The organism is Pseudomonas sp. GW821-FHT11G12 (assembly GCF_058808055.1).
In genome coordinates, this window is sequence record NZ_JBXARH010000014.1 from 18,041 (window position 1) to 40,303 (window position 22,263).

A 22,263-nucleotide genomic window follows, 5' to 3' on the forward strand; every position below is an offset into this window, starting at 1 on the left:
CAGGCATTCAAAACAATAACTACCGATCCGGGCGGCGCTCACCAGGCCCCGCCACGGTTTCGGCCATCCGAAATCTGCCGATTTCACGGAGCAAACACACATGAGTGCATCACCCGATCTCTCAGCCGCCGTTGCCGACAGCGATGCCGAACAACTGCGCCAACTGGGCTACACCTCCAACTTCAACCGCAGCATGAGCCTGTGGGAAAACTTCGCGCTGGGCTTCACTTATCTGTCACCGGTCGTAGGGGTTTATACCCTGTTCGGCCTGTGCCTGGCCGCTGGCGGGCCGCCGATGTTCTGGGCCTATTTGCTGGTCGGTTGCGGTCAATTGCTGGTGTGCCTGATCTTCGGCGAAGTGGTGTCGCAGTTCCCGATTTCCGGTGGCGTTTATCCTTGGGCGCGGCGTCTGGTGGGCAAGAAATGGGCGTGGATGGTCGGCTGGATCTACTCCATCGCCCTGTGCGTGACCATCGCCGCCGTTGCGGTCGGCGCCGGCCCGTACCTCGCGGCCATGCTGGGTTTTGAGCCGAGCAACAACACCAACATCGTCATCGCCCTGGTGCTGACGCTGTTCGCCACGCTGGTGAATCTCAGCGGCACCAAGGTGCTGGCGCGGATCGCCATGTTCGGCTTCCTCTGCGAACTGGTGGGCGCGGTGATCGTCGGCGTGTACCTGCTGATTTTCGAGCGCCACCAACCGATCAGCGTGCTGTTCAACACTTTCGACATCAGTGTCGACGGCTCCTATCTTCCGGCGTTTCTCACCGCGTCGCTGGCGGGGATGTTCCTCTACTACGGCTTCGAGGCCTGCGGCGACGTGGCCGAAGAAACCCCGAACCCGAGCAAGAAAATCCCGGTGGCCATGCGCATGACCATCTACATCGGCGGCATCGCGGCGATGTTCGCTTGCCTGGCGCTGATCCTCGCCGTGCCGGACATGCAAGCGGTGATCAACGGCACCGACAAGGACCCGGTCACCACCATCCTCAACAACGCCTTCGGCCCGATCGGTTCGAAAGTGGTGATGGGCGTGGTGATGATTTCCTTCATCTCCTGCGTCATCAGCCTGCAAGCGGCGGCGAGTCGTCTGCTGTACTCCTACGCTCGCGATGAAATGGTCATCGGTAGCCGACTGCTGAAAAAGATTTCTCCTACGACCCAGGTGCCGGTTGCTGCGCTGTTCGTGTCCGGCGTCCTGCCCGGCCTGATCATCGCCCTCGGCTTCTTCCTGCAAGACGCCGTGGCCACCATCGTCAGCTTCGCCGCCATCGGCATCTACCTCGCGTTCCAGATGATCGTCCTCGCCGCCCTGTACGCCCGCAGCAAAGGCTGGAAACCGAGCGGCAAATTCACCCTCGGCGCCTGGGGCTGGCCGGTGAACATCGGCGCGCTGGTGTACGGCGTCGGCGCAATCATCAACATGGCCTGGCCACGCACGCCGGATGCGGCGTGGTACATCAATTACGCGATGGTGCTGAGCACGGCGATCGTGATTGGTCTGGGGTTGATTTACATGTGGATTGGCAAGCCGTATGACCACGGCAAAGCGCCGGCGGGAGACGCCTGGTCAATTTGATTTCGCAGTGCTTTTCGGCGAGATTACCCGTCGCGTCGAAAGGCACCGAATTCAAAATTTCAAGGAAGTCACACATGCAGATCAGCCAAGGGCAACGGTTGCCGTTATCAAAGATTCTTCAGGGACGCGCACTGACGCTCTCGATCAGGATCGACGCCGCGCAAGTGATCGACTTCGTCTGCTTCGGCGTCGATGCGCAAGGCAAGCTTTCGGATGACCGCTACATGGTCTTTTTCAATCAGCCGAGTACGCCCTGCGCCAGCATCAGGATCACCGATGGCGGCCGCTTCGCCATCAACCTCGATTCGCTCCCGGCATCGATCGAGCGTCTGGTGTTCACAGCCTCAATCGACGGCGCTGGCGCGATGAAGGACATTCGCGCCAGCAGCTTCGAAGTGCTCAGCCCGGTCGGCGAGACGCTTGCAACTTGCCCGTTCTCGGGGGCCGATTTCACTGGCGAGAAGGCGATCATGGTCGCCGATCTGTATCGCAAGGACGGTGAGTGGCGCATCGCGGCCAACCTGCAAGGTTATGCCGAAGGTCTGGATGCGCTGGTTCGACATTTTGGTGGTGAAATTGCTGAAGAATCACCACCGGCGCCGATATCAGCGAAGGTCTCTCTGGAGAAACGCGTCGGCGATGCTGCCCCGCAATTGGTCAGCCTGGCCAAGAAAGCGCAAGTCAGCCTGGAGAAAGCCAACCTCACTGAAACCAAAGCCCGCGTGGTGTTGGTGCTCGACGCAACCGGCTCGATGAACGGCCAGTATTCCCGTGGCCGGGTGCAGGAAGTGCTCAACCGGGTCATCCCGCTGGCCGTATCGTTCGATGAAGACGGCGAACTGGAATGCTGGGCATTCGCCGAGAAACCACTGCAACTCTCCCCCGTCACGCTCAGCAACTATGAGCGTTTCATCGACACCGACAGCCAAGGCTGGAAGAAATGGAATGTCGGCGGTCGCTTCAACGATGAACCGCGAGTCATCGAAAAAGTATTGGCATCGTTTCAGCAGTCCGATGAGCAGACGCCAATGTTCGTGATTTTCATCAGTGACGGCGGCGTGTCGAAAAACCGCGAAATTACCAAACTGATGGTAGACGCTGCCAAGCAGGGGATTTTCTGGCAGTTCGTCGGCATCGGCGGCTCCAACTACGGCATCCTGGAAAAGCTCGACACCCTGAGTGGACGTGTGGTCGACAACTGCGGCTTCTTCGCACTGGATGACTTGCACGACATCAGCGAAGAACAGCTGTACGACAAGTTGATGGCTGAATTCCCCTCCTGGCTCAAGGAAGCCAAAGCCAAAAACATCATTCGCTGATCGACGAAACGCTCAACACCTCAGGCACATCGCAAACGCGGTGTACTGCACGTTATCCACGGAATAGGGATCTCAATTGAATCAGTCACTCAAGCCCGGTGAAAACACCAATCTCAGCCTCGCCCAAGGGCGGGTCGTGGTTACGCACGCGGCAGGCGCCAATCTGGACGTCAATCTGACCGCGTTTCTGCTTAGCGACACCGGCAAGGTGCTGGATGACAGCGGCATGGTGTTCTTCAACGTTCCTGAACATCCGTCCGGCGCAGCTACGTTTGCAGCGCCGGTGGTTCAGGGAAGTGTGATCAGTCACAGCATCAGTTTCGATCTGGCGCGCCTGCCGGCCAACATCACGAAAGTTGCCATCACCCTGACGCAAGACGGCAGTGCCGGCGGGTTTGAAGCAGTCAAGGACCTGCGAGCCACGGTGATTGCCGGTGCTCAAGTACTGGAATTGGCTCCCGAGCCTTTCGCCAAAGAAACCGGGATCATCGTCCTCGATTTGTACGTGCGCAATGGCCAGTTCAAGGCGCGTTCGGTATGGCAGGGTTTCGCTTCGGGGTTGGCGGGGCTGTGTGGTTTGTACGGTGTTGAAGTCGAAGAACAAGCGCCACCTCCGCCACCGGCCAAAGCCGTCAGCATGCAAAAGTCGCTGATTACCCTCGACAAGGTCGGCAGCAGCCACAAGGTCTCGCTGGAAAAAGGCCCGTCCGCACCAAAAGTCATTCGCGTCAGTGCCACTTGGGTGGATAACGGTGACGACTGCGACAACGACGACCTCGATCTGCGCATCGGCATCCTGCGCCCTGATGGGCGGATGTCGATCATCCAGGCACCGGACAAACGTGGCGAGTTCGATCTCGATCCTTACGTGTTCCACACCGGCGATGTGATGAGCGCGAGCGCCGGCGAACCGGCGGTGGAGACCGTCGACATCAACCCGGCGATCTCGCAGCTCATGGGCGGTAAAGTGGCGCTGGTGTGCAGCGTGTACTCAGCGGTCGACAATGGTGCGGTGTCGGTGGCCTCGCTGAAACCGAAAATGCGCATGGAATACGGCAACCAGGTCGTCGAGTGCGCTTTCGAATTCCCCGAAGATCATGATGATGAGGATGAGGACTACAGCGACATGATCTACACCTATGTGATCGGTCTGATCGAAATCGACCAAGAGCACATCGTGCTCAGCCCGTCCGGCGCCACCTCCGAGTCTTGCAGCGAAGCCACGCCGTGGCTGACCCGCACCGGCGAAAAGCTCAAGCTCACAATGGATGGCCCCGAAGTGTTCAAGGGCGAGCCACTGCAAAACAGCGGTTCGAAACGCTACGTTTGAGCCAGCCACTCTGACTGCCCGCGCTGCAACTTTGCTCCGCGGGCATCACACTCAGTCCAGCACCGAGAGCTCCATTGGCAGCACCGGCGTAAAACGAGCTGAACGATCAAGCTTGACCCGTGCGCCGTACGCGTTGAGCGTGGCCGCCGGGTCAATTGCTTCCAACTGATCGAAGTCCAGTGAGTCCCACTGCGATCGTGTTACCAATGCGGAGATCACATAATGTTCTTCGCTCACACCGTTCGCGGCGTTATTACGCTGGATGTAGCCAGACGCCAATACCTTGTCGATCCCCGGTAGCAAAGCAAACACTTCGCCAATTACCCGAAACAGCGAGCCATGGCACAGCGCAACAAAGTCACGCCGCACCTGTGCATCTGTGCGGTTCTTGAATGTCAGCTTGCCATTGCCCCGCGCCTCCGCAACGCGCCGTGGCACGTCCCCCTCATCCGGTAGATCCACATCAAGTGCGACGCCGGTGACGTCCTGCGAGAACGCGTAAGTGACCTGAGTTTCCTTCGGCCAGGCAATTCCGCTCAACACGTAATTCAATGCCTTCTCCATCTGGGCACTAAAGCCGCGCGCGGCGAGCCGAAAGGTTTTTTCAATCTCGCCGCGCTCAAATTCGTGGGCATCCCGAGTCGCCTGCCAACGATTCAGATCCTCAACATATTGCCGCTGCGCTGCGTCCGCATCACGCGCCATCTTGCCACTGCGCAGCAACATTCGGTCCATCAGGCCTGGGGCTTTCTGCGCTGGTTGCTGCGGCTCCTCGATGGCAAACGGCGCGGGGATCAGCGGCATCGACCCAGGGCGCGGCGTGCTCAGGTGCACACCGAGGCAGTCTTCAAGATCGCGATTGATTTTTTCCGCGGCTTTCTCCAGTAACACCTGAATTGAGTCCGCACGCTCCGACTTCACACGCTTGATGATTGCGGGGGACAACTCGTTGTCATCCATGTCGGTAATCAGCAGCAAACCCTGGTCGCTGACCTTGACCTTCAACTGGCCAGCGTAATCGCCGGCGTTGCCAGTAGCCTGGGGATCAGCGGCACGCGACGGCCGATCAATGCGCTCGCGACAGGACAAGCCGGTACCGGGTAAACCGGCATTCAAGAAAGTGCCGTTGCGCGCCATGGTGATGCTCAGGCCGCGCGGGCCAATCGAGGTGCTGACGCCCGAACCGCTGATGTTGAGGCGAACGCCGGGAATGATCGTGATGCGTTTGGAGAAACGAAACCCCATGAACAGCTCCTTGATCCTGAAAGGCCGGGACATCTATCCCGGCCAGCGCTCTGCAGTTCAGGTTCGGCCGGCGATGTAGTCGTCGATCGAAGAGAACTGCCGGTTACGACACATCCAGCCAGAAAGGAAAACGAACGCCGTCGTTGCAAATACCGCCCATCCCCGGCGACGACGTGCGTCTTGCCGGGTACGTGCGCCGCCACACAGCAGCAACACCATCATCAGGAAATAAAAGGTCAGCAAGGCGATTTTGGCAAACAGCGAGAGCAGGAAAAACAGTGACACGCCATTGCTGCGGTAGGTTTGAATGATCACTTGCAGCGACATCAGGCCTGCCAGCACGCAAGCGGCAATCAGCGCGTAATTCTTCGGAATCTCCAGCCAGACGCTAAATACAAAATAAGACCCGATACCCAGAATCGGCGTGATGCTGGTGAAAAGCGCATCGGTGTAGTCCTGATAGATCGTCATCGAGCCTCGTCGGTGTAGCCAGATGCAGATCAGCAACAACACCGCCATGCAGAACAGGGCGATCTTCAGATACAGAACAGCCTGATGATTATCCTGCGCGTTACTGTTTGCCGGGACAGGACTTGCCACCGCTGGTACTTGAGCAGTCGGAGCAGGTACACGCGGTTCAGCACGTTTGATATCGCTGGTGGGTGCCGGTCTGGCGGACTGCGGTATCGCGCCGGAGAGTTGATTGAGTCGCTGCGACATTGATGTGCTCAGGCAACTTTCGGTTACGCAGTTATCGCGCAAGCGCAGCCATTCACGTTGCTCGATACGAACCTGATTACGGTTAGCCGCAGAATCCAGCGCACGCACGTATTGCGAGTTCAGCTGTTCATCGAGAAGACTCAGTGCAGTATCGGCACAAATGGATTTTTCCGCGAAGCTCACCGCTTTGGCGCAGTCGAAACTGGTGGCATGGGCGTGCAATGAAATAAATGCGAGCACCAGAGCAATACCGGTGCTTATGCTTGAGCGAGACATGATCGAGTCCTTTCTTGTTGTTTGTACTGCCCGACCAAGGGTCTGTGAACGACGCCTGAGTCGGGGGGAGAATGCGCTCGCCTCAAGTACCAGGTGATTGCAGGAAGGTAGTGCCGTTCCATGTGAATTTTTGCGTGCTTTCGACACTTGGGCAGCAGTTGGCATCGTCCGGACCGACGCTGAGCATTTTCACTGCGAGGGTTTGCGGCGCGATGACTTCAACGCTTTGCACACCTGATCCCACGACCAGTTTTGCGCGGTGAATCCAGCCCTGAGGTGTCGCGTAAAACGTCGCCAGCGACTGGAAGTAGCCATTGCCACCCCCCTGCCCTTCAAGGGTGTAAAGCACCACCGCGTCGTTGGTTCCGTCACCGTTCAGATCGGTCAAAATGATTTGTCGGGCGTCCTTGTACTCTTCACCGCCGTCCTGTGCGATTTCGCTGGCGATTTCACGGTCAATCGCAGCTTCGAGCAACGCGGTGACAGCAGCAACATCAGGTGCTGCCGGCGGAGTCTCTACAGGAGCTGCAGCGACAGGTTGTTCGGTGATTGCCTGGCGTTGCGCGACCGGATTGGAATCGCTGATCTTCTTCAGTACGGCAGCCTTGAGTGCCAGCATGTCCGATTCGAGAAATAGCTGGTTTCGCGTATCGCCGAACGGCTGAGCGTCGCCCAGTACCCAGCGAGCGAAGATTCCCGGACGTTTCTTTTCCTGGCGATCGACCAGGTCGTCGATCACTTCGTTGGCCGCTTTGGCAAAGCGTTCATAGCCATCCTGGCCAACGGCTTTGATCAACGTATCCTTCTCGCGCGCCACGTTTCTGCGAGCCAGTTCGAGCATGATGATGTTGGTGTCGACCAATTTGCTTTCGCATTCGTTGGTGTAGTTGCCGAAGCAATTCTGCCGGTATTCCTGAACAGCATTATTGGCTTTGAAGTCGTCGTAAGCGCCACAGCCTGACAAGGCTGCCAATACGCCAACCGCCATGACCCCGCGAAGCATTCCCATTGAAAAAATCCTTATCCGTGCTGCATCCTGCTGAACTGCCCGTTTGATCCGACGCAGTCGCGCTTGGCGAAATGGTTGTACATAAGTTCAATAACCAGCGAATTGCCGGTCCGTGGAAATTCTGCAGACAAGAAAAAGCCCCCGGCAAACGCCGGGGGCTCTCGCAACCCTTTCGGGTTAGCCGATGTTCACGCCGTGCTCTTTAGCCAACGGCGCCAGGCCGCCAGCGAAGCCCTGGCCGATGGCCTTGAACTTGAACTCTTCGCCGTTGCGATACAGCTCGCCGAAGATCATCGCGGTTTCGGTCGAGGCGTCTTCGCTCAGGTCGAAGCGTGCCAGCTCTTTACCGTCAGCCTTGTTGACGACGCGGATGTAGGCGTTTTGCACTTGGCCGAAGCTCTGCTTGCGCGCGTCCGAATCGTGGATGGTTACAGCGAATACCAGCTTCTTCACTGTTTGCGCCAGGCCGGTCAGTTTGACGGTGACTTGTTCGTCATCGCCATCGCCTGCACCCGACTTGTTGTCGCCCATGTGCTCGACCGAGCCATCAGCAGACTTTTTGTTGTTGTAGAAAATGAAGCTGTTGTCGTCGAGCACTTTGCCGGATTCGCCAACGATGAATATCGAAGCGTCGAGGTCGAATTCGGTGCCGTCGGTGACGCGTGGGTCCCAGCCCAGGCCAACGATAACTTCAGACAGGCCTGGAGCCTCTTTGGACAGGCTGACATTGCCACCCTTGCTCAGTGATACCGCCATGTTCAAATTCCTCTTGGTTGTGGTGAGTCAGGCCCTGAATTCAGGGCCTTGCAAATCGATTGGCAAGATGCCGAACCTTAGAAGTTCAGACCGAAAGAGTTGGCAACAGCCTTCAGGCCGCCAGCGTAACCCTGGCCAACAGCGCGGAATTTCCACTCGCCACCGTTGCGATACAGCTCAGCGAAAATCATCGCGGTTTCGGTGGAAGCGTCTTCAGCCAGGTCATAGCGAACGACTTCGGCGCTGGATACTTCGTTGACCACACGAATGAACGATCCACCGACCTGGCCAAAGCTTTGTTTGCGGGCTTCGGCGTCATGGATGGTTACGACAAACACGACTTTTTCGACGTCGGCCGGAACACGGCTCAGGTCAACTTTCAGCACTTCGTCGTCGCCGTCGCCAGCGCCTGTACGGTTGTCACCCGTGTGCTCAACCGAACCGTCCGCACTCTTCAACTGGTTGTAGAAAATGAAATCTGCGTCGCTGCGAACCTTGCCGCTGGCGCCTACCAGAAACGCGCTGGCGTCCAGGTCAAATTCCGCGCCGTCGGTAGCGCGCGGGTCCCAGCCCAGGCCAACCAGAATCCTGGTCAGGCTCGGGTCGGTTTTGGTAAGGGACAGGTTGCCACCTTTTTGAAGTGTCAAAGCCATCGGTACATCTCCTTGTGGTTGATGCTGCTACTCAATTGTTTTCGGTTTGGGTTTCTTCCTGACCCGGCAAGATCAGGCTCGCCACTACGCCGATTGCCAGGACCACCATGACAATCAACAAGCTGGTATTCGCGTCAATGGTGTAGCCGTGGTGGAACATGTGGTCGGTGGCGTTCAGGCCAAGTTTCACTGCGATGAAGAACAACAGTGCAATCACCGATTTTTCCAGATGGACCAGGTAGCGTTTCAGCGCTTCGAGCACGAAGTACATGGTTCGCAGGCCAAGAATCGCGAACAGCATCGCCGAGTAGACGATCAGCGGTTCACGGCTGACAGCGATCACTGCCGGCACCGAGTCGAACGCGAAGAGGATATCGGACACTTCCGCGACCACCAGGCACAGGAACAGCGGCGTGGCGAACAGCGTGCCTTTGGCGGCCAGGGTCATGCCCTGGTTTTCCGGCTTCTGCAGCTCACCTTCGAGCACCTTGCGGGTCACGAAGAAATTGTGGCCGTGCAGTTTTGGCCACACCGGGAACAGCTTCTGCGCGAAGCGATACGCCATGTGCTTGGAGTAGTCTTCTTCCTCGTCATCGTCCCCGCCGGCGCGCAACATCATCACGGCCGTCCACGCAACGATCACCGCGAAGACAATTTCCACCCACGGCCCGAAAGCCAGCAGGCCGGTGCCGATCGCGACGAACACGCCACGGAACACGATGGCGCCGATGATGCCCCAGTACAGAACGCGGTGACGCAGGCCATCCGGCACCTTGAACCAGGCGAAGATCGCCATGAAGACAAACAGGTTGTCGACACTCAGGACTTTTTCCAGCGCATAACCGGTGACGAACAGGCTGGCCACTTCAGGGCCGTGCTGCACGTACAGGAAACCTGCGAACGCCAGCGAAATCGCGATCCAGAATATCGACCAGATCGAGGCCTTCATCAGCGAAATAGGCTTACCTCCACGGTGCGTGACCATGTCCAGCAGCAGGGCGCCAAGCGCCAGCCCTACAAACACCGCCATGGTCAGCGGGGGAAATCCGATTTGCGTTTCCACAGGTACCGCTCCTTAAAGATCAAAATCAGCCGGGTTCAGACCCAGCTCGGCGCAGATCAAACGGCACGCCGCTTTTTCCTTGTCATCGAACGTGCCGTCCGATGCGCCGATGGAACAGGCAACACGCACCAACAGGCGAGCAGCACCCGGGTCGCTCTTGATCTTGCCGATGACTTTCAGTGCTTCCGCCTGACCGATCTGGAAGTCGAACTCGAACTTCTCGCAATGCGCCGAGAAGGACTTGATCACGTCTGCCGTGTTGAACACTTTCAATTCAGGCGAGATATTGATGAAGCCGATCATCTTCTGCTTTTCCGCCGAAGAGATATCGCCATCCGCTGCGGAGACGATGGCGCAGCTGGCCGTCATCGCTTCCATGAACTTCTGGTTCTTGAATTTACCGACTTCAGTTGTCAGTTTGTCGCGAGCCGCCGTCGCGTTTTCTTTAAGCCATGCGAGCATGTCAAATCTCCTTAAGGGGCGGGACCGGGAGGCCCCGCCATCCGTATTATTTCGAGCCGGCGCGCCAGCTCATGCCCCAGCCATAAGCCTTGTCGACTGCCGAATGACCACGATGGAAGTCGACGCGGCGCGAAACCTTCACCGCCCCGTCAACGTTCTCGAGCATGGCAATCGCACACATGCCTTCGCGGCCACCTTCTTCATTGAGGCGAACCTCGATGTCCGGCTGGCCGGGGATGTAGATGGTCACGATGCCGTCAGTCTCTTTCCAGTTCGGCGCGCCTTCGTAGATGAAGGCGAAGATCAGAATGCGTTTGACCTCGCCCCACTTCGCGCCGTTGATGTGCATCCACTCGCCACCGGCAACCGAGCCGGTGCGGTCATCGCCCTTGAGCTGGATGTATGGCGCGCCACTCAGGCTGCCGAAGCAGTTGCCCAAGGCCTGCACCACGCCCTTTTCGCCGTCCTGCAGTTCGTACAGGCAGCCAACGTCAAGGTCGACGGATTTGTTGCGGCTGAAGAAGCCACCGCCGCTGCCCTTGTTCCAGTTCAGGTTGACCTTGATTTCGCCGAAACCGCTGGCGGTTTTCTCCAGGCTGATCGACGAGCGAGTCTTGTCGAGCGTGATCTTGCTCAGACTGATCGTCGATTTCGCGGGCGCAGGCACCGGTGCCGGGGCTGGTGCAGGCGGAACGGGCGCAGGCGTCGGTGCAGCGGACGGAGCCGCGATTTCAACACCAAAATGCTTGGCCAGGGGTTCCAGACCGCCGTTGAAACCTTGCGCGACACAGCGGAATTTCCACTCACCCTGGCGACGATAAAACTCGCCAAGGATCAACGCAGTTTCCTTCATCCCGGCAGTTGGCAACTGAGCCTCGATGCCGCCCGAGACTGCCACGGACAAGTGCGAGACGCGCTCGAAACTGGCCTTGTTCTCATGGATCGTCGCCGACAGCGCGACTTTCTCGACCGCCGTTTCAAGACGACTCAGATCGACAGTGAATACCGCGCGCCCGGCTGTCGCCTCGGTCATCTGCAACACGCCGCCGAGCACACTGCTCTGGCCATAGAAGCACATGTCGCCATCGCCACGGACTTTACCCGAAGCGTTCAGGACGAAAGCCGACACATCAATGTCGACGCCCGGAATTGGCGTGTAGTTGATATCCACGCGAAGCTGGCCGCAGGCAACCGGCGCATTACCACCAGGTACGAGAGCGGCCATCAGCTCAGCGCCTGCACGGCCAGATTGACCAGGTCGTCAGCGGTTCGCCCACGAGTGGTTTCGCCGATGGCCTTGAATTCCCAATCGGAACCTTTGCGCGACAGGCTCGCCATCACGATGCCGGTATGACCGCCCTTCTCGGACAGGTTGAAACGCGCCAGTTCCGATTTGTTGCTGGCATTGACGATGCGGCAGTAGGCTTTTTCGACTTTGTCGAAGTTCTGCCCGGTGAAGCTGTTCACGGTGAAGATCAGATGCTTGACGGCGGCCGGCAGACGCGACAGATCAACGTGGATAGTTTCGTCATCACCATCGCCTTCACCGGTACGGTTGTCGCCAGAGTGCTGAATCGAACCGTCCTGCGACTTCAACTGACGGAACCAGACCAGGTCGATCACTTGCAGACTTTCGTCGAGCAGGATGCACGAAGCGTCCAGATCGATCTCTCCGCCGCTGCCCATCAGCTTGCCGAGAAAACCTGCTTTCACCGGGTCCCAACCCAGGCCAAGGCTGATGCGGGTCAACGCGCTGCCGGCCGTTTTTTCCAGAGAAATGCTTTGCTGTTTGCTCAGGGTAAGTGCCATCGTTACGCTCCTTGTTGATCGTCAGTGTTCACGTCGCGATCAGGTCTGATCGCGCTTTTTGCTGTCCGCAGACGTCCACGACGCCATGCCGGATGAAAGTGTCGCCAGTGCGCGTCTTGCGCCGCAGCGAGCAATTCGTGATCGCCACGGGTATCGCCCCAGGCTTTGAGGCGGTATTCAGTCAGCGGTCCATAGACCGCCTCCAGCCGCAGCACTTTGTTCTCGCAGCGGCAGTTGTTGCCGGATATACGTCCGGTCAATTTGCCGTCGATCACTTCAAGTTCGGTGCCGATCAGCTTGATACCCAAGCGATCCGCGAAAGGTTGCAGCACCAGCGCAGGCGACGCCGAGCACAGGGTCACCTGCGAACCGGCGGCGATCTCGCTGGCAATCGCCATCAAGCCTGTCGGGCGCATCAGCCTGGTCCAGAAAGCTGCGCAGTACTTCGCTGCCTGCTGGCTCACCCACTCCGCGTCCACGCCGCTGAGAAAGCGGCTGATCAACTGCGCCTTGAGTTCGTCGCGGCTCATGCGTCGGGCGAGGAATCGAATGCTCGGCAGCGCGAGTGTCAGCACACGCCGGGCGAACTCACGTTTGCCGAAGGCAAACTTCAAGAACGGTACAAAACTGTCATGGCGGGTCAGTGTGCCGTCGAAGTCAAAGACGCAGAGCACCTTTTTCCCCGGCTGGTCAGGGCCGGTATTTGCCTGAGTCATCGAATGGCCTCGGCTAGTCGAATGGGTGCTTCACCGTGGGCGGCATCGGTTTGGCGCACGCCATGCCATTCGGCGCGCTCAAGAATCTTCATCGCCCATTGGTAATGGGTCGCCGGTTCACACATCACATCGTTGTGCTTGAACACGGCCGGGGCCACGTCGCTGACGATCAACTTCGCACTGTTCAGGTCTTCGAGGCTGACTCGCAGCGCATCCTGAATGATGCTGATCTGGCTCGGGTGAATCGCGGTCTTGCCCACCAGACCGTGGGCGATGTCCAGTTCCAGCTCTTCACACAGCAGATTCGGCGTGGCGAGTTGTTCGAACACCGGCGCGGTCAGTGCAAAACCTTGCGACCCCATCACCCCGGCCAACATCGGAATCACGTAACCCATCGGCGTGTTGTACAGCGTGGTCGCCGGGTTACGCCGCAAGCCGAGGCTGCCCATCAGATCATTACCGCCAATACGCAGGGCGATGATCCGGTGATTCAGATTGGCCTTGAGCGCCTGACCCAACTCGAGCATCGCCACCGGACTGAACACCTCGACAGTTTCCAGAGTCGGCATCAGGAACAGCTCAGGACTGGTCACCGCCCGCTCCCAGGCGTCGAGGTTGCGCAGCGTCAGTTTCGGCATAACGAAGCCGTCGACGTGCTTCATCAACGGCCAGTCATTGAGTACCGCCGCCATCGCCGAATCACGCGGACGCACGAACAGCACCGGCCCCTCGGCAGGCCGCCCGCCGCGCTCATCTATTGCCGACAACAGGCAATGCAAGTTGCTCAACGCGGTGCTGACATCGATCTCGGCAACCGCGTCTTCGAGGCATACCACCAGCGAACGCAGTTCCGGCAGCTTGGTGGCGAACACCACATCCAGCAGATCGGCGCGCGTGGCCGGCATGTACAGCGTGGCACCCAAGGCGTAAGGAGAAAGCTTCTTCATCAGCTCACGCTCCGAATGATGGTCACGGCTCGGTACGGGCCGAGTGCGGCGCCGACTTCTTCGACGCAAACGCCAGCGCCTTCGGTGAGGTGCATCAGTAATTGCACATCACTGTCGTTGCGATCTCGCACCAGCACATGATCCGGCACCCGGCGTAGCACCGCGCGAGTGGCCTCGGCGATGCCCGGTTTGACCCGGTTCAGATTGCTGATATCGAAACGTGCAGCCAGCGACTCCACGACTTGCGTGGCGGCGGCTTGCAGCTTGGCACGCGTGTTGGCCGTCCACGGCACCGCAGCAGGCACCGGGCCCAGGGTTTTGCGCTGCTGCTCGATGTGCTCGATGAACTCGCGCGTCACATCGTGTTCAGTCAGGTGGTCGTAGACCACGCAGCCATGCAGCCCGCCATCAGCCGGCCAGATCGAACGCGACACCAGACCCGAGACGGTCGCGCCAAGGATGCCCGACGGAATCACCCAGTCTTCCGCCGAGGCCGCCAGCCAGGCTCGCCCGCAAGGGTCGGCCAGCACCACCAGACGCGGCTCCTCAGGGAATCGAGCATCGCCTTTGAGGCTGCGCTGAATTTCACCGGAGATCGCACCTTTGCCAGTCCAGCCGTCGACGAACACGATGTTTTGCGCGCCGTGGGCCTGAATGATCGCCTCAAGACCGATGAGGTCTATGCCGCGATCCCGCACGATGCTGATGCCGTAATGATGTGTCTCGCGGCCCATGTCGATCAGCGCCCGACGCAGCAGCACACCCAGCGGCAACCCGGCGCGGACAAACGACACCAGAACAATCGATGGGCCTGTGCAAGCGCCATTCAACGCCAGCGCCAGTGCCTGAACGTCGCTGGCCATGCGCACGCCATTCTGCGCGAGCGCTCTCTCGTACAGCGCTTTGTGCACAGGTGTCGGCGCGCTCTCGAAGCTGATCATCTCCGAGTAGTGCTTCTGCTGCGTCTGAATCAGCCGCTCTTTCTCTACGACGTCGGTCACCTCCATCTGCACCGGCTGGAGCAGGAAGTGCACGTCGTCCTGCAAATAGCTGCCGCTACCAACAGTCTTGAGGTCAGCGATGGACTCAGTCATTGAGCGCATGCCCCACAAACCTCGCCAGTTGGCTGCCGGACGGGGTTGCCCACAGGTGGCAGGCATCCATGAAACCGAGGTCGGTAATGCTGTCGCCGAAGCCCAGCACGGGTCGTTCACCGTTGACTTCACGGTCACGGCGCAACAGTTCCTCAACGGCCACGCGCTTCGACAGACCGGCGGGCAAAAAGGCCAGATTGTTGCTGTTGCCGTGGACGTGCATTCCCTCCAGCAAGCCGCGCGCCTGGACTTCAGCCAGCACGGTTTGCAGGACTTCGTCGTTGGATTCGTTGTGCTTGGTCACCACGTAGTGGCGCAGGTTTTCTTCTTCAACTACCCAGCCGCGCAGCGAAATGCCCAGCGCCTTGCCAATGGCCAGGGTCGCAGCGCTCAGATCGGGGAGCCGGTGTTGAAAGTCTGCCAGGACGACAGTCATGTGCGCCTGCCATTGCTCATCGATCTTGCCGTCGGCGCCGAGAATCACCCCGCCGTGCGAGCACACGGCGCCCTTGTCGAAAGGCAGTTTGACTCGGCTGAAAGCTTCGACACTGCGCGCAGTCACAGGCACGACGTCGGTCGAGGACAACAGCCACTCCACCAGAGTTTTCTGCACCGGGTTCATGTACCCGTTCGGTTGGCCTTCAATGTCAAAGGTCGCAGGATGGCGTGGCGTGCCTTCAGGCATTTTGCGCGCGGTCTGGAACAGCGTGTCATCAAGGTCGACCAAGGCCAGCGGACGATTACTGAGCATCGACAATCACCTCGGCGTTCAGGGCGGCAACCAGTTCGGCAGATACCGCCTGCGTCGGCGTTTCCGAGCAGATCAGCACGCGATCAAACTCCCCCGGGCGCACGTTGTAGAGAAAGTTCGGAATGCCCAGACCGTAATTGTCCGAGAACGACAATGCGTGACCGATGGCATGGCCCAGCGCGATCGGCGAACGGCTGGTCGAGCTGAAGTGCACGTCGGCACCGGCACGCTCCAGACGTTCGGCGAGCAGGAACGGACGCCAGACAAACTCGCTGGTGCCGACCACCAGCACTCGCTCGCCAGCCTTGATTTGCAGATCGGGGGCCAAGGTGTCTTCGACCTTGCGCACACCGAGCCGGCCCCAGTCGTTGTGTGCCGACAACGGCCACTCACCGGCGGCGACGGTGCCGACGGCCGGCATCTCCGGCAGCGGCGCTTCGAGGTCTTGATGGAAATCGTAGGAGCCTTGCAGTAACGAGACTTGATGAGCGGACTCGCCAATGGTGTTGCGCACCGCGTTGCTCGACCAGTCGGTCAGCACGCAGGTCACGACACGTTCGACCTGGGTCAGGCCCGAGTCGACCAAGGCGCGGTGCAAATTGATGAAGGTCTTGCCGGTGGAGGCTTCATCGTCTACCAGCACCAGCGAGCGCGCATTCAACATCATTTCGCGCACATCGGGATCGACCGGCAAGTGGATCAAATGGGCACTGGCGTGGCTGTGTTCTTCTTCGAAACGAGTGAACAGTTCGGTGCCGGTCGGGTGCCGTGTGCTGACCATGTACACCGTGTCAGGCCGGGTCGCGCTGAACGCGCGGTGCACGCCAGCACCGAGGCCAACGGCGGTCTCGGCCATGCCGATCACCAGCACCGGGCCGGGCAGATCCGCAGGGATCTGCGCCGCGAGGCTTGCGAAACTGCTATTCATTGCCGAGGGGCGTACCGGGATATGGCGGCCAAGCACTTTGGACACGAACAGGAACGCACGCTTGGGGTTACGGCGCTCGGCAAAGCCGAACAAAGCGTTCGGAGCGATGAGTGAATCATCTACTTTGACATCGAGTCGCCCGCGCATCAGTTGCGCACTGAGCGTTTGTGTAGCTGCGTTACTTTCCATGAGCAAAAATTCCTAAATGGCGCTGGGGTATTAACCGCGCGCCGGTACCAAATGTTTCAAATCAAGAGAAGTCAGAAATTTCGCGCTTCGACACGCCACATTGAAGCCTGGGCTTCACGCGCCAGTTCCGCTGTTGTGAAAGATTTGCCGACAGGGATCTTGCTGGCCTCGACGCGACAAGCGTCAAGGAATGAGAGGAGCAATGGCGCCTTGACCGCAAAATTCATGTTTTGCGCATCCGGCAGAGTTGAGGTCACCAGACCGACCACCGCACCCGAGGAGTCAAAAAGAGGGCTGCCACTGGAACCGGGCTGAATCGGGGCAGTAAACTGCAGCAGGCTCGAATCATTGTGCAGGCCAAACAGACCCGACACACCACCCTGCGTCACTTGCACGCCGCCGCCAGCGAACCCCGCAAGCGGGAATCCCAACGCCACAACGTTGTCGCCGAGGTCGCAGCCAAAACCTTCCTTGAACGCCACCGGTTTCAGCGGTGGGCAATCCAGCACTCGCAACAAAACGATGTCGTTGCGCCGATCGACCACAACGGGTTCGACACGGTAACGTCCTTCGAAGGAGGAGATATGAATTTCCTGCATGTCCTCGATGACGTGAGCACAGGTCAGGATGTGATTTCTCGAAACGGCAAAACCGGTGCCGGTCGCACTGCCGCGTCCGGATTCGGAAGGACTTGAGCGTCCCTTGGGATGGGCATCGTTGATATCGAGGCCGATTCGCCGGCCAAAAGCCGCCAGGCCATAAGCTGAACCTTCAGCCAGAGCCCGGAACTTCCATTGCTGATTGCGCGTGTAAAACTCGCCGATGATGATCGCCGATTCGCCGTTATCACGCAGATCGAGACTGTAATCGAGCTGGCCATCAACCTGAAAACGCAGGGTCTTCAGATCACTGACCGGACCAGCAGCAGAGAAGGTATAGACGATGATCAGCACACGATCGCTGCCTGACGGCAGTTCTGCCAGGTTCATCGCACAGCCGACCTTTTCCTGATCACCTTTCCACTCCATCCAGCCATGGGAGGTCTGGAACAGGGCGGGATCACCTGTCGGGCGGCGTTTCTCGTCAACCGGCAATATAGCGACTGCTGCATAGTCCCCGAAAGCCGAGGACTTACCGCATTCAAGAGTCCATTCACTCTGTGCGCTCGATATTACGGCATTTGCGCCAGGCGCCAGCACCATCATTCCCTGATCTCTCCTTGACTGCTAACGACCAGCTGCTTCACATGCAGCGCGGCAAATTGTAGCAAAAATAGATGTCGCTTTAATATCAGGATGCCACAGCCGCCACGGTCACGCCCTTGACCCGGACGTTCGCCCTCCAGACGGTCGCAGGCTCCGGCAAGCCCAACCGTCGAGCCGCGAAAATGCCCGGCAGGTTGGTCCCGGTCGCCCGGGTGTAACCGATGCCACCCGAGTATCGCGGGTTGATTTCCAGCAAATGCGGCTGGCCATCAGCGTCGTCGCGGGTCTGCACATTGACGATTCCGTCACAACCGAAATGCTCGGCAGCCTTGAGTGCCAACTCGACAGCCGGGCCCTCACGCTCGAAGGTCTGATGTACACCCGCCTTTCGACGACTGACGAACGCAACCGGACGGCCAGCTTCGCAGACCATGTCCACCGAACATTCGCTGCCGGCCATGTACGGCATCATCAGCATCGGTGCCGGAGCTTCGGCTTCGCAGTAAGCGCGCATATAAGTTTCAAAATTGGCTTCACGCGCATCCGGGTTGGCAAAACAGCGGAACGGATCGGTATCCGCCTTGAATCGCCAGAAACCCTGGCCATAAATACCGACCGCAGGCTTGACGCACACTTCGCCACTGGCGGAGAGGGTTTTGTAAGCAGCGAACATTTCTTCGGCATTCAATGCTGTGATCGCCGGGACACAAGCCAGGCCGACACGCTCTGCTTCGGCGGTGAATCGGCTCTTGTCGTCGACCATGTCGAAGGTCGCCATCGACGTACCGCCAGTCACCAATTCAAGACCCGCCTGTTCAAAGCGCGCCCGTTCGATCTCGAAAACATTACCGACGCGTCCAGCCAGAATCAGTTTGATGTTGTGCGCTACTGCAGTGGCGATGACCCAGTCGATACGCTCTTCATTGCCACTTGGCTCCGTAAAACTGACGTCGGCAAGCGACGTGATTTCAGGGCGATCCTGACGATGAGAGGCGAAGATTTTTACATCCGCCGGAAGTGCCTCGCGCGCGCCGATGATGACGTCACGCTGACTCGATTGCCCTTCTAGAAACCAGATCATTTGATACTCGCTGATTGATGCGCCCGCGCAATAGTAACTGGATGAATATCAACTGATGGCAGATTTGGGTCATCGGGCCGCAAAGTCGGCGCGCGAAGGCCTTGGGAAGTAGATTTGTTTTCGAGTTTTTACATGGGGGGTTGAATCAATTCGGGAGTTCACTCTTGATATTCTGCTGGCGAGCCAAACGGAGCGTCCACCAGCAATACATTTCCGCATGTGAAAATTACCGGGCTTCCCTGCCGGGGCAATGCTCACCTGGCCGAAAAACACACAAAAAAGGGGCAGACTCAACGCCTGCCCCTTATGCATTACACCCTCAAAACCGTGAAACGCTGTGCATCGCATCCACCAGATAGCGCATCGCAATCCGGTCACTTTCCGACAGTTCTCGGTAGCGCTCGACCAATTTGCGCTCTTCAGAGTTGAGCCGCTTCCTGCGTCTGCCTCCCAGGCACGGAAAGATTCCCAACATTTCGGTAATGCATTGCACCTTTGCCATGGACGATGTCCTTTTCCATTACTTCAGAATTTTTTTGAAACCGCCTCGCCCTGCTCCTGCAAGCAGCGATTTGAGCCCTGCCGGTCGGGTGGGTCGAGACCGGCCATACCCATAGAATAGAAATTAAATCGGCGCTGAAAAGCTGTTTTTAGAGTAATTAGTCGAAATAAGCAGTTATGCCCTGTAAATCAGAAAAGGCTGTGGGATAAGTAACCGTAACGTCTTGTTTCATTGAGAGGCTGTCGCCGTGCTATCAATGAATTTTGCAAAATCAGCGAACGGATTAAGCTAGCGGGCATCTGTTACTAGTCCGTAGCGTTTGGCCGAAGGCTTGTCCGAACCGTAATTTCTGATCCAGTACGTGCCAGGAACGGCGCGGGATTGTCCACGACAGGTTGTATCTATGCACCGCAGGAATTTGCTCAAAGCGTCCATGGCCATTGCGGCTTACACCGGCCTTTCCGCCTCCGGCCTGTTTGCCGCACGCGCCTGGGCCGCCTCTGGCGGTGCCGCCGACGGTGAAGCCCAGGCCTTCGACTTTGAAACGCTGAAGCGCCAGGCCAAGCAATTGGCCGGCAATGCCTATCAGGACACCAAACAGGTGCTGCCGCCGACACTGGCGACCATGACCCCGCAGAACTTCAACGCGATCCGCTACGACGGCGAGCATTCGCTGTGGAAGGAGAACAAGGGTCAGCTCGATGTGCAGTTTTTCCACGTCGGCATGGGTTTCCGCCAGCCGGTGCGCATGTACAGCGTCGATCCCAAGACCCGCACGGCCCGCGAGGTGCATTTCCGCCCTCAGCTGTTCAACTATGAAAACACCTCGGTCGACACCCAGCAGCTCAAGGGCGATCTGGGTTTTGCCGGCTTCAAGCTGTTCAAGGCGCCGGAGCTGGATCGGCATGACGTGGTGTCGTTCCTCGGCGCCAGCTACTTCCGCGCGGTGGATGCCACTGGCCAATATGGCCTCTCCGCCCGTGGCCTGGCCATCGACACCTACGCCAAGAAACGCGAAGAATTCCCCGACTTCACCAAGTTCTGGTTCGAGACCCCGGATCAGAACGCGACCCGCTTCGTGGTCTACGCCCTGCTCGACTCGCCGAGCGCGACCGGTGCCTATCGCTTCGACATCGATTGCCAAGCCGAGCGCGTGGTGATGGAAGTCGATGCCCACGTCAACGCCCGCACCGCCATCGAACAACTGGGCATCGCACCGATGACCAGCATGTTCAGTTGTGGCACCCACGAGCGCCGGATGTGCGACACCATCCATCCGCAAATCCATGACTCGGATCGTCTGGCCATGTGGCGTGGCAACGGCGAGTGGATCTGCCGTCCGTTGAACAACCCGGCGACCCTGCAATTCAACGCCTTCGCCGACACCGATCCGAAAGGTTTCGGCCTGGTACAGACCGACCACGAATTCGCCAACTACCAGGACACCGTCGACTGGTACAGCAAGCGCCCGAGCCTGTGGGTAGAGCCTACAACTGCATGGGGCGAAGGCTCTATCGATCTGCTGGAAATCCCTACAACCGGTGAAACCCTCGACAACATCGTCGCGTTCTGGACACCGAAGAAACCGGTAGCCGCCGGCGATTCGCTGAACTACGGCTACAAGCTCTACTGGAGCGCTCTGCCGCCGGTCGGCACGCCGCTGGCACGGGTGCATGCGACCCGTTCCGGCATGGGTGGATTCGTCGAAGGCTGGGCACCAGGCGAGCATTACCCGCCAGTCTGGGCCCGTCGTTTCGCCGTGGACTTCACCGGTGGCGGTCTGGATCGCCTGCCGCAGGGCACCGGAATCGAGCCGGTAGTCACCTGCTCCAACGGCAAGGTGCAGGACTTCAGCGTGCTGGTGCTGGATGACATCAAGGGTTACCGGATCCTGTTCGACTGGTACCCGACCAATGACAGCGTTGAACCGGTGGAACTGCGTCTGTTCATCCGCACCAACGACCGCACGCTGAGCGAGACCTGGTTGTACCAGTACTTCCCGCCGGCGCCGGACAAGCGCAAGTACCCTTGATGGCTTGAGCCGTCAGGCCAACGGGCAGTACAAGTGGATATCGTGGGGTTCCAGATCAAACAGTTCGGGATCCGGTTGTTCCAGCAACCGGCAACCCTGGCGCTGGTAGAACTCCACGGTATTGCGCGACTCGGTCGCCGAGACGTACAACGCCTCGGCGCCGATCTCCCGGCCATGGGCGCAGGCCAGGGCAAACAATCGCCCGCCCAGCCCCTGCCCACGCCAGGCGCGGCTGATGTGCAGGAACTTCAACTGCCGCATCTTCAGGCCCTGATTGTGAATAACCCGGTTATCCACAACCACTGCCGCCACCAGTGTCTCGCCATCGAAAATCCCGTGTAGCCAACCGCCGTTGCGCCAGCACTTTTCCAGTACCCGCGCATTCTCCTCCGCCTCCCCTTCGGGCCAGCCGCGCATGTCGAAACGCGCCGGATACAGAATCAGCTCACCGTTCTCTACGCGATAGCACTCCTCGACCAACTCACTGCGGTCGATCAGCGCCAGCAGCGGCAAGTCGAGTTCGGTCAGCTCTCGTTCGATCAACATTGCGATCCATTCCTTTGCAATTCAGGACGGCAGACAAGAAAAAACCCGCCG

General features: G+C 58.8%; 22 protein-coding genes. 4 read left to right on the forward strand and 18 right to left on the reverse strand.

Translation table 11 applies throughout. From position 1 onward, the window contains the following. Nucleotides 1–100 precede the first annotated feature (100 nt). From AC1RR7_RS29355 to AC1RR7_RS29365, 3 genes are all read left to right on the forward strand, one after another. The gene (locus AC1RR7_RS29355; RefSeq protein WP_493158892.1) at nt 101–1,579 is read left to right on the forward strand and encodes an APC family permease; all 1,479 of its coding nucleotides are present in this window, start codon (nt 101–103) and stop codon (nt 1,577–1,579) included. A 74-nt stretch (nt 1,580–1,653) separates the two neighbouring features. Next, a complete protein-coding gene (locus AC1RR7_RS29360; protein ID WP_493158893.1) occupies nt 1,654–2,898 on the forward strand; it encodes a VWA domain-containing protein in 1,245 nt (414 codons plus the stop codon). 76 nt (nt 2,899–2,974) lie between these two features. Next, the gene (locus tag AC1RR7_RS29365; RefSeq protein WP_493158894.1) at nt 2,975–4,228 is read left to right on the forward strand and encodes a TerD family protein; all 1,254 of its coding nucleotides are present in this window, start codon (nt 2,975–2,977) and stop codon (nt 4,226–4,228) included. Between the two features lie 51 nt (nt 4,229–4,279). Here AC1RR7_RS29365 and AC1RR7_RS29370 read toward each other — a convergent pair whose 3' ends face one another. From AC1RR7_RS29370 to AC1RR7_RS29450, 17 genes are all read right to left on the reverse strand, one after another. Further along, a complete protein-coding gene (locus AC1RR7_RS29370; protein ID WP_192559878.1) occupies nt 4,280–5,473 on the reverse strand; it encodes a DUF4236 domain-containing protein in 1,194 nt (397 codons plus the stop codon). Between the two features lie 57 nt (nt 5,474–5,530). Further along, a complete protein-coding gene (locus tag AC1RR7_RS29375) occupies nt 5,531–6,469 on the reverse strand; it encodes a lysozyme inhibitor LprI family protein (protein WP_493158895.1) in 939 nt (312 codons plus the stop codon). 82 nt (nt 6,470–6,551) lie between these two features. Beyond that, nucleotides 6,552–7,478, reverse strand: a complete 927-nt coding sequence (locus tag AC1RR7_RS29380; protein ID WP_102650843.1) for an LppP/LprE family lipoprotein — start codon at nt 7,476–7,478, stop codon at nt 6,552–6,554. A 177-nt stretch (nt 7,479–7,655) separates the two neighbouring features. Beyond that, nucleotides 7,656–8,234, reverse strand: a complete 579-nt coding sequence (locus AC1RR7_RS29385) for a TerD family protein (RefSeq protein ID WP_096819296.1) — start codon at nt 8,232–8,234, stop codon at nt 7,656–7,658. 77 nt (nt 8,235–8,311) lie between these two features. After that, entirely contained in the window at nt 8,312–8,887 is a 576-nt protein-coding gene (locus AC1RR7_RS29390; RefSeq protein ID WP_096819294.1) for a TerD family protein, read from the reverse strand. 31 nt (nt 8,888–8,918) lie between these two features. Beyond that, entirely contained in the window at nt 8,919–9,917 is a 999-nt protein-coding gene (locus AC1RR7_RS29395; RefSeq protein WP_493158907.1) for a TerC/Alx family metal homeostasis membrane protein, read from the reverse strand. Between the two features lie 45 nt (nt 9,918–9,962). Beyond that, nucleotides 9,963–10,412 (reverse strand): tellurite resistance TerB family protein, encoded by a 450-nt coding sequence (locus AC1RR7_RS29400; protein ID WP_273539525.1) that lies wholly within the window; start codon nt 10,410–10,412, stop codon nt 9,963–9,965. A gap of 46 nt (nt 10,413–10,458) precedes the next feature. Further along, nucleotides 10,459–11,637, reverse strand: coding sequence for a TerD family protein (locus AC1RR7_RS29405; protein WP_096819290.1), 1,179 nt, complete (start codon nt 11,635–11,637; stop codon nt 10,459–10,461). Beyond that, complete coding sequence (locus AC1RR7_RS29410; protein WP_096819288.1) at nt 11,637–12,221, reverse strand: TerD family protein; 585 nt, start codon at nt 12,219–12,221, stop codon at nt 11,637–11,639. The genes AC1RR7_RS29405 and AC1RR7_RS29410 overlap by 1 nt, the downstream gene beginning before the upstream one ends. Nucleotides 12,222–12,223: 2 nt before the next feature. Then, nucleotides 12,224–12,937, reverse strand: a complete 714-nt coding sequence (locus AC1RR7_RS29415; RefSeq protein ID WP_493158896.1) for an HAD family hydrolase — start codon at nt 12,935–12,937, stop codon at nt 12,224–12,226. Further along, nucleotides 12,934–13,884, reverse strand: a complete 951-nt coding sequence (locus tag AC1RR7_RS29420) for an HpcH/HpaI aldolase/citrate lyase family protein (protein ID WP_493158897.1) — start codon at nt 13,882–13,884, stop codon at nt 12,934–12,936. The genes AC1RR7_RS29415 and AC1RR7_RS29420 overlap by 4 nt, the downstream gene beginning before the upstream one ends. After that, nucleotides 13,884–14,978 carry a cysteine protease StiP family protein gene (locus tag AC1RR7_RS29425; protein WP_102619544.1) on the reverse strand — a complete coding sequence of 365 codons (1,095 nt, stop codon included), beginning with the start codon at nt 14,976–14,978 and terminating at the stop codon, nt 13,884–13,886. Before AC1RR7_RS29425 ends, AC1RR7_RS29420 begins: the two co-directional genes overlap by 1 nt. After that, a complete protein-coding gene (locus AC1RR7_RS29430; protein WP_102619543.1) occupies nt 14,971–15,729 on the reverse strand; it encodes an HAD family hydrolase in 759 nt (252 codons plus the stop codon). The genes AC1RR7_RS29425 and AC1RR7_RS29430 overlap by 8 nt, the downstream gene beginning before the upstream one ends. Further along, nucleotides 15,719–16,846, reverse strand: coding sequence for a phosphoribosyltransferase domain-containing protein (locus AC1RR7_RS29435; protein ID WP_102619542.1), 1,128 nt, complete (start codon nt 16,844–16,846; stop codon nt 15,719–15,721). The genes AC1RR7_RS29430 and AC1RR7_RS29435 overlap by 11 nt, the downstream gene beginning before the upstream one ends. Before the next feature lie 71 nt (nt 16,847–16,917). Continuing rightward, on the reverse strand, nt 16,918–18,051 hold the full coding sequence (locus AC1RR7_RS29440) for a trypsin-like peptidase domain-containing protein (RefSeq protein ID WP_102619541.1): 1,134 nt from the start codon (nt 18,049–18,051) through the stop codon (nt 16,918–16,920). Between the two features lie 85 nt (nt 18,052–18,136). Next, on the reverse strand, nt 18,137–19,132 hold the full coding sequence (locus AC1RR7_RS29445) for an ATP-grasp domain-containing protein (RefSeq protein ID WP_192559872.1): 996 nt from the start codon (nt 19,130–19,132) through the stop codon (nt 18,137–18,139). A 319-nt stretch (nt 19,133–19,451) separates the two neighbouring features. Then, a complete protein-coding gene (locus AC1RR7_RS29450) occupies nt 19,452–19,634 on the reverse strand; it encodes a hypothetical protein (RefSeq protein WP_096819275.1) in 183 nt (60 codons plus the stop codon). A 403-nt stretch (nt 19,635–20,037) separates the two neighbouring features. Between AC1RR7_RS29450 and AC1RR7_RS29455 the strand changes: the two genes are divergently transcribed. Beyond that, on the forward strand, nt 20,038–21,666 hold the full coding sequence (locus tag AC1RR7_RS29455) for a glucan biosynthesis protein D (RefSeq protein ID WP_102619539.1): 1,629 nt from the start codon (nt 20,038–20,040) through the stop codon (nt 21,664–21,666). A gap of 12 nt (nt 21,667–21,678) precedes the next feature. Here AC1RR7_RS29455 and AC1RR7_RS29460 read toward each other — a convergent pair whose 3' ends face one another. After that, nucleotides 21,679–22,212 carry a GNAT family N-acetyltransferase gene (locus AC1RR7_RS29460; RefSeq protein ID WP_493158898.1) on the reverse strand — a complete coding sequence of 178 codons (534 nt, stop codon included), beginning with the start codon at nt 22,210–22,212 and terminating at the stop codon, nt 21,679–21,681. Nucleotides 22,213–22,263: the final 51 nt, after the last annotated feature.